Below are 8,153 nucleotides of genomic sequence, written 5' to 3'. Positions count from 1 at the left end.
TTGTAAGTGCGTCCTTCTTCTAGATGAAGACGGACAATCTTCTTTTTAAATTCAGATGTGTAACTTTGTGGCATAATAATTCCTTCTCCCTTTGATAAATTGATTATAACTTATTAGCCTCTACTGTTACAACACTAGTATATCACTTCATGTCCAAGCGGATGCAGCAGGCGAAAGTATGTCCTTATCTGCTCCGTAATGCGGTCATAGATAAACCAAATCAGACCTGGTCAATCGATATTACTTATATTCCGATCCATCGTGGATATCTGTACCTGACAGCTGTCATTGATTGGTACAGCCGCTATATTGTAGGCTGGGAAGTGGATGATACCTTGGATACCAGAATGGTGATCACCGCTCTGGAAAAAGCATTCAAGGTCGCAAAACCCAGAATTTTGAATTCTGATCAGGGATGGCAATTTACCAGCCAGCGGTATATCGATTTCGTCAAAGAGAACGGAATCCGTCAGAGCATGGATGGAAAAAGCCGCTGGGCAGACAATATCATGATCGAGCGATGGTTCCGCAGTTTTAAATATGAAGAAGCCTATCTGACACAATACAATAATATCAAAGAAGCAAGGGCGGCAATTGGACGTTATATCCACAGCGGACGGGGGGTGCGGACATTTTCTTGGACTGGTTATGCAACCAAACCGAGACTTTGCCGATATTCCCATGGGCTCATATTTCCTAGAGATGTTTTAATCCGCTTTGTATTATACCACAGCAGATATTCATTTAGAAGGTCAATAAATTCTGATAATTTAATGCCTGTCCAATCTTGATTATAGAACATTTCATTTTTTAAACGTCCAAACAGCCCTTCACAGGCTGCATTGTCAGGAGAACAACCCTTTTTGGACATCGAACGTTCCAATTCTGCTTTGTTCATCCGTTCTATCCAGCCTGGCCATCGGTAATGGCAGCCCCTGTCTGAATGAATGAACGGATGAGCTCCTTCCGGTAAATGGGATATGGCATGATCAAGCATTGTGTTCACAAGTTTAGAATCTGGTGTTGTACTGATTGTCCAACTGGGAAGTAGGCCATCAAAACAGTCCACTAGTACAGAAAGATAAACTTTTCCTGCCGGAAGAGCGAACTCCGTAATATCTGTCAGCCACTTTTGGTTTGGTTTATCGGCCTGAAAATTCCTCTCTATCCTGTTTGGCACAGATGGAGAGATTTCCCCTTGATAGGAATTATATTTTCTGCGCCGTTTACAAATAACAATAAGTCCTTCTTCCCTCATAATCTGTCGAACCACTTTTTCTGAAACTGTGCGTTTTTCCCGTTTTAACAATCCATAGATGTGCCGATAACCATATCCCTGTTTATTTTCCTTGAAAAGCAGACGGATTCTGACACGTATATCATTGTATTTATCAGGTTTTTTCATAGAAGCTTCCTGATAATAGTAGCTGCTTTTTGATAGTTCAAGCCTTTTTAGTAGATCAGGCAGTGAGTATTTATTCTTCAGGGCATCGATGATCACTGCCTTCTCCCTGTTTTTGAGAGCCGTCTGATCGATGCCGGGGTCTTTTTTAGGACATTGATAGTTTCTTTCAGAATGTCAATCTCCATCTGCATGTTCCTGATCTGATCTTGTAATTGCATCAGTTCAGGAATAGATGATCTGGAAGAAGAACCTTCTGTAAGAGTGTTTGGTTTAATATTTTTACAATTCATCAATGCGGGAACACCTCCATGGAGATATTTTTTTCGCCAACTGTACATGCTGGCTCTGGTATAGCCGATATCTTCTGATACTGATTTTATACTTTCTCCAAGTTCAAAGCAACGATGAATGGCATCCATTTTTACTTGAACAGGTGGATTCCGGGGATGATCTGCCATATTTACCAGCTCCAAAGGTTTTCGTTTTGGTTTAATGATGCCTTCATTAGCTATCCATGTATACAGTGTCCGTCTGGTCGGATAACCAAGAAGTTGAATCGTGGTGGTTACTGATTGACACTGATGATAGACTTTTAAAGTGACAGCAATTTTGTCTTGCGAATACATTCTAATTTAACTCCTTTCGGAGTCCATGGGGAGTCCAACTTTTTGTCCGCACCCCCGGCTCTCCACAGCTATAACTTTGAGCGTTTCCATTCTGCTCTTGATTATAAGACACCAGCAGAATGGTATTATCCGGCAATGTTGCTCCCTTATGCAGCATAAAGCATACGTGGATCCGAGGAGAAACTTCCTCCTAATCTACTCCCTTATCAACTATATCAGTTCATTATAAAAATCTTGGATTTTTGTCTTGACAACTGAGCCACTATAGTATCTCTTTCTTTTATTGAATAAACCTTTAAATTTTTAATCTTATATAAATAGTATTATGTGTGATGTTATTTTTCCAGTTCTCTCTCTTTTAAATTATGTACTGTTTTTACTTTTCCTGTACGACTTAGCCATACATTTAAATCTTTAACTGTTTCTTCCTCTATTTTTTTACCTAAAGTTACTTCCAAGTCACTGATTTCTCTTTCTACATCAATGTATAATTTTGGTATTTCAAAATTTTCTTCGTCGATTTTAGGAAAACGTGAACTTCTAATCAAACGCAATTCCTTTTCGTATTCATAGGTCCAGTCTTTAAATAAAAATCGTATTTCATTTAGACGATCTGCAACAAAAGCTCTTATTTCTGTTTCAGCATTTTTGAACAGTTTCTTCCCTATACCGTTTTCTTGATCTATTTTTCCCTCAATCTCTTTAAGAGTTGTTTTTATTTGATTTATACAATTCCAAATGTTCAACATAGATTTTTTAAACTTGTTTTCTTTATCACTAACTGAAGAATCCTTTTTTAAATCGTAATATTGTACCCTGTATAATGCATATGCATTATTCCCCAAGTCTTCTATTGGGTCACTATATTCTTCTTTAATATCAAAAAAATCATTATTAAAGCGTATAGCACATCCCTTTTCTAAATCTGCATAAATATTCCACATTTGAAAATTATTTATCTCCTCAGAGAAACTGATAATATACACCATACTGTCTGCTACGTTTTGTGATGTACTTTCAAAGAAATATTGTAATGTATCCAGCACATTGTTCTCGGATTTCTCCAACATTTGATGTTTCGTATCCTGCACAACAAATTTATTTAACAAATCTCCAAAAACTTTTCCTTCATAGGAATCATTCATATAAGCAGTATTCCACAATCTTAATTTAGGTGTATCCTGATTCTCACCAGGTTCTTTTAAAAGGGATTTTAACGTACTTAGTTTTGTATAGTGCACAGGATATTCTTTTTTATTTGTATGACAACATTTGTTTTTTATATCCAAGATATTTTTATACATTATAACAATATCTGCCAATATTTGTGCTCGGTCTTTTCGTTCAATAAAATGTAGATTGGGACCTTCCATCAACTCTGTAAATGTTCCTTTTTTATGTTCTAGTTGTGTTATGTTTTGTGATTCCCTTTCTTCCATTAAATTCATATGACAAAAACATCGAAACAAAACATCTTTTTCTTTATTTTCCCAATTATTTTTTTCTAATACTTTTTTTAAAAATTTTGCCAAATAGTAAAAACTTTTTAATGTTATTTTTTCCGTTTGATATTTTAATTTTCTTATTATCTCTTCTTTAATTTTATTTTTATCATTTTCCATGTTTAATGCATCATATTTATCATACAATAAGCAGGCACTTATTACCCATCCTGACTGTTCAAGACTCTGTGCTGGAGATAATTGTGCAAGAACACTAAAATCTTTATAAACCTTTTCGAAAAGAGCTACATCCATATTTTTATTATCTATAATTTCATTAAGATTGATCACATTCCTCAAATAAAGAGCCCATCTGTTTCTTTTTTCAATTGTAGCTACTTGGTCCAAAGTCCTTATAGCTTTAGCAACGTCATTTGTACGAATATAACATTCCGCTAAATTATTTAAAATTCTCATCCAATTCCTCTGTCCGGTTTTTTCTGGATTTTTTTCATTATCTATCTTTGCTTTTTTATACACTTGTAACGCTTCTGTGTTATTGCCCTCTTGCATCAGACACCATCCATAATCAATCTCCACCATGGTATCGGGTTCATTCTTTTGTTTTTGCAAAACATCTCTAATATAGTTTAATATTTTTCTGGCCTGTGCAAAGTTATTTTGTTTTATAAAACATTGAGAAATATTATACAAAGCTTTGAAACCTATACATCCTCTTGCAATATAAGGGTTTGCATTATACACCTTTTGATACATTTCTATAGCTTTTTCATAATTTTCTTCTTTCTGATAATATGCCCCTAAAATCAAATATAGCTGCATGCTTTTTCCTTTTTTGCATTGTTCTTTTAATTCAGAAAAACAATTGTAATATTTATCATCTTTTCTCATAAGATAGCATTTGCACAAATTCACATAGGCAAACTTATTGCCTTTTTTATTCAATTCACCAAAAATCTCTTCCGCCTTTCCATGTTTTCCTTTTGTTTTTCGATAACAGACACCTAAATTATTTTTTGCATCGATATTATCTTTATCAATCTCAGTGACTAAATGAAATATTTGTTCTGCTTTATCATATTTTTTGTCTTTCCTTAAAATGATTCCTATATGGATCAATGCCTGTATTACATATTCTTTATAAAATATAATATTGCTATCAATTGAACTATCTTCACTAATAATTGTTTCCAACAGTGTTGCTTCACTATTCCCATTGTTATTAGCTATAATATTATTTAAAATCGTACTGTCATCCAAAGTTTTTTGAATATCTACATCAATATGTTTTTTTAAGACGTATATAATTGCACAAAATATTTTCGTTGATTCATCAAACTGATAGTAATATCGTTTTGCTCTCCCAATATTAATCAATGCATCCAAATAGATATGTATTTTTTTCTCTGGCGTTATTGACAAATTAAAAACAGTATTAGCAACATCTTCAAAAATTACGACCGTTTTTTCATACAAGCTTCTTTTCCCAATTCGTGCTGTATTTCTGAAATATTTTCCTTTATTCAATTTCAATAATAAATCTATATCATCGTTTGTATTATTCTCAGAATTAATTTGACAGTTGAAATAAGAGGCTGACTTTTTATACATTTTATTTGAACCTTTGAATATCTCCTCTTGACACCAGGCTAATCGAAAATAAGCATTACCCAAAGTTAATGCAGCCAGTTTTTGATGTTCCCCTTGATGATTATTTTCCTCTATTTTGTCTTCAATAACTTGTATTAAATTTTTTAATTGAATAACTTTTTTTGAAATTTTTCCTTTTCCTTTATTTTTTTCTGATATTTTATCAGTAGTTCCATCTGTATTTTTGTCGTTTTGATTTTCTCTCTCAGAAAAACGTCTGTCAAAAATCTCATCTGCTTTATCATATGCTACCTTTAAAAACAGTTCATAATTTGTAATAGTTCTTAGTTGCTTGATATCTTGGCCATCAATTTGTATTTTTTCCCAATAATCTTTTTTAAAATATTCTTTCATCTTTTGTTCTTCTCCTCATTTTTTGTTATAAATTGCTATATAATTATTATTTATTATTTATTTTTTTATAATATCACACATCAAAAAAATAATAAATAAATTTTATTATATATATTTGATTTTAAGCAAATAAATGATATTATATAAAAACAATATTATAATAAATTTATAATTTAAGCAAAATCAACATTAGGTAAATTAAAATATTAGTATATTAATTAAAGAGAAAAGAGATTAAAATGAGAAGTAAATGCAGAAGAAAAGACAAATGTATAGCATCAATGTTTGGCGTAGAAACAGGGGAAATTGCTGCAAAGGAAAAATTGAATGAAAAAAAAATTAATGCAATAATAAATGCAGCGAATCCTACTTTAATGGGCAGTGAAAAAGGGGTTGACGGAAATATCCACAAGGAAATAGACAGGCTGGAAAAACAAAACGGCTTTTTTAAAGAAAAGATTCGTGAAAAGGTGGATGGTCATGAAAAAAAGGCGTACAACACAATACGATGTCAACGCGGTCAAGCAGTTACAACAAGTGGTTATGGACTGTGTGATTATGTTATTCATGTGGTTGGAACAGAATTTGACGGAAAATCAAGAAAGGAATCAAAATGGAATTACAAAACTTGTAGCTTTTCCAGAGTGCAGGCTCTTGAATCGTGTTATTACGCAATTGTGGAACAGATAAAGAGCCATGGAGACATCGAGCGGATTGCTGTTCCAATAATCAGTGCAGGCACTTATGGATTTCCGTTTTGTTATGCAGCAAAGATTGCCGTTGCAAGCATGGGGAATGCGCTTATAGAGTGGAAGCAGAAAGATCCGGAGTTATTTGCTTTATCAGGAATAAAACAAATTTGGTTTTATATTCATAAGGAAAAAGGTGAAAGTGCGGAATCATTTCGTACCAGAATTGCATATATGCACCAGACCATACAAAAATACGGAGCAAAATTCAGGCAAGATAAAAAAGTATCATTCCAAAGTTCCTGGCAGTCTAATTTTCAGGTAATGCAAGATGTAAAGAAATATGATGAAAGAAGAGGATATTTTGCAATAGCTAGGAGTGTACGTTATATCCTGACGATGATCAGAATGATGTGTCTGCCATGGACGTCCATAAAAGACCTATTGGGAGGATGTGATTGGAAACGCAGAAGGCAGATTGTAGAATGGATGGCATTCGGAAAAATATTACTTCCGGTAATTGTATTTGGGTTGGTGCAAAAATGTGGGATTCACGGATTATGGCTGCAGGTTCTTCAGCTATTTATTATTTACAGCATGACAGATACACTTACATATTTGTTATCTCTCATTATTATGGCCGATGTACAAAGTCCTTCTGCAAATATTATCCGCTCGTGTATTTTATTGTTTGTAAACTACTTGGAAGTATCGGTTGATATGGCTTTTTTGTGTTTTACAATTTTTCAAAGTCAAAAGATTTCTGTACAAGATGCTCTGGCATTCGGAATTCTGGGAGAGCACATAAAAAATAATAATATTTTGCTCAGTTATGGTAATGCAGGAATAAAATTCTTTTTCCTGTCCTTAGTAGTAGGATATTTTGCCGGTCATATGAAACAGAGACGTTTCAGAAGTTAAAATGTCTTTGTTAGATTCTAGTCGGTACTGGCGGTCAGTTCCACCCTGACAATTTTTTACTTGAGGTCGCTGTATAAATATTTCTGTCTGCCGGAGATGTTTCACTCACTTATAAAAAGGCTCGACTTGATATCATGTTCCAGATACCGACTGTAATCAGAAAGCTCTCTCTGACGATATTCTAAAACCAGCTGATACCGCTTTTCCCTTGGAATAGGTTTTGCTTGCATAAGATACCCCCATAAACATAGTAAAACACTTACTCTCCAGCAAAGAATAGATCAAAATGCTTGCTTATAATTATGGCATAGACTTTCGAAATTAGGAATACGCTCTCAGATTAGATAATATGAAGTAACCCCACATTTATAACAATGTGGATTTACCTGTATACTGAAGTTTGATACGAGCAACGGTTGTTGTGGTCAAGCATGTTTGTAACATTTGTGGCTAAAAATATATTGGATTGCTGCTTGGATCATGCAGGAGTCTCCAGGGTATGTAAAAGCTGCTTTGCACTGCCTTTGGCAGCTACCTCCTTGACATACGTGAAAGGTTCCTGCCAAAGAGTAATTAAGCAACCTAATCCGGTTATCGCATTATGCAATCCTAGCCTGATAGGGCGTTAAATAACCATTGAAACTATGAGGACGTACATGATGTATTCCACATATGCAAATTCCTCTACCGCTTAATACAGGGATTTCTCGGTATCATATTCGTATAGGTAAATGCGTTCGTTTTTCAAAGTGTTGAAATATCGTTCCATAGGGGCATTATCATACGGATACCCCGCCTTGCTCATACTTTGTGTCACAGGAACAGATTCGCAGAATTCTACAAATGCTTTGGACGTAAATTGTGTTCCTTGATCTGAATGCAGAATCAATTCCCCTTTCAATGCCAGCTGTGATTCCAATGCTTTCTGCAAGGTACGGATGGCAAGATCACTTGTGATATGCCGGTCTGTTATACTGGCAACAACGCTTCTGTCGTGCAAATCTATGATTGTGCAGTTATATCGTACATTATGGTCTTTTAGGAA

At 34.3% G+C, this 8,153-nt stretch carries 5 protein-coding genes and 1 pseudogene; 1 reads left to right on the top strand and 5 read right to left on the bottom strand.

Annotated elements, in window-relative coordinates; genetic code table 11:
- Positions 1 to 646: 646 nt before the first annotated feature.
- The 3 genes from B5E53_RS19895 to B5E53_RS18150 all read right to left on the bottom strand — a co-directional run bounded on the left by B5E53_RS19895 (position 647) and on the right by B5E53_RS18150 (position 5,498).
- The gene (locus B5E53_RS19895) at positions 647 to 1,501 is read right to left on the bottom strand and encodes an IS3 family transposase (protein ID WP_242963819.1); all 855 of its coding nucleotides are present in this window, start codon (positions 1,499 to 1,501) and stop codon (positions 647 to 649) included.
- The gene (locus tag B5E53_RS19890; protein ID WP_242963818.1) at positions 1,498 to 2,031 is read right to left on the bottom strand and encodes a transposase; all 534 of its coding nucleotides are present in this window, start codon (positions 2,029 to 2,031) and stop codon (positions 1,498 to 1,500) included. Before B5E53_RS19890 ends, B5E53_RS19895 begins: the two co-directional genes overlap by 4 nt.
- A 335-nt stretch (positions 2,032 to 2,366) precedes the next feature.
- Complete coding sequence (locus tag B5E53_RS18150) at positions 2,367 to 5,498, bottom strand: tetratricopeptide repeat protein (protein ID WP_087317516.1); 3,132 nt, start codon at positions 5,496 to 5,498, stop codon at positions 2,367 to 2,369.
- A gap of 281 nt (positions 5,499 to 5,779) precedes the next feature.
- Between B5E53_RS18150 and B5E53_RS18145 the strand changes: the two genes are divergently transcribed.
- Positions 5,780 to 7,108, top strand: coding sequence for a macro domain-containing protein (locus B5E53_RS18145; protein WP_162611970.1), 1,329 nt, complete (start codon positions 5,780 to 5,782; stop codon positions 7,106 to 7,108).
- Positions 7,109 to 7,209: 101 nt separating this feature from the next.
- On the opposite strand, the gene B5E53_RS20015 is transcribed toward B5E53_RS18145, so the two are convergent.
- Complete coding sequence (locus tag B5E53_RS20015) at positions 7,210 to 7,338, bottom strand: hypothetical protein (protein WP_275532704.1); 129 nt, start codon at positions 7,336 to 7,338, stop codon at positions 7,210 to 7,212.
- Positions 7,339 to 7,707: 369 nt separating this feature from the next.
- Positions 7,708 to 8,153 (bottom strand): annotated as a pseudogene (locus tag B5E53_RS18140) (DDE-type integrase/transposase/recombinase); the annotation flags it as partial.

Origin of the sequence: Eubacterium sp. An11 (assembly GCF_002161065.1) — a bacterium.
In the GTDB taxonomy this organism is placed as follows: domain Bacteria; phylum Bacillota; class Clostridia; order Lachnospirales; family Lachnospiraceae; genus Anaerobutyricum; species Anaerobutyricum faecale.
Note: the sequence above shows the minus strand (reverse complement) of the source record. Positions and strands in the feature narration are given on the sequence as shown.

Bases quoted from the DNA above. Each gene is read 5' to 3' on its own strand.
- B5E53_RS19890 (WP_242963818.1), bottom strand. From the start codon at position 2,031: ATGTATTCGCAAGACAAAATTGCTGTCACTTTAAAAGTCTATCATCAG.
- B5E53_RS18150 (WP_087317516.1), bottom strand. From the start codon at position 5,498: ATGAAAGAATATTTTAAAAAAGATTATTGGGAAAAAATACAAATTGAT.
- B5E53_RS18145 (WP_162611970.1), top strand. From the start codon at position 5,780: ATGTTTGGCGTAGAAACAGGGGAAATTGCTGCAAAGGAAAAATTGAAT.
- B5E53_RS20015 (WP_275532704.1), bottom strand. From the start codon at position 7,338: ATGCAAGCAAAACCTATTCCAAGGGAAAAGCGGTATCAGCTGGTTTTA.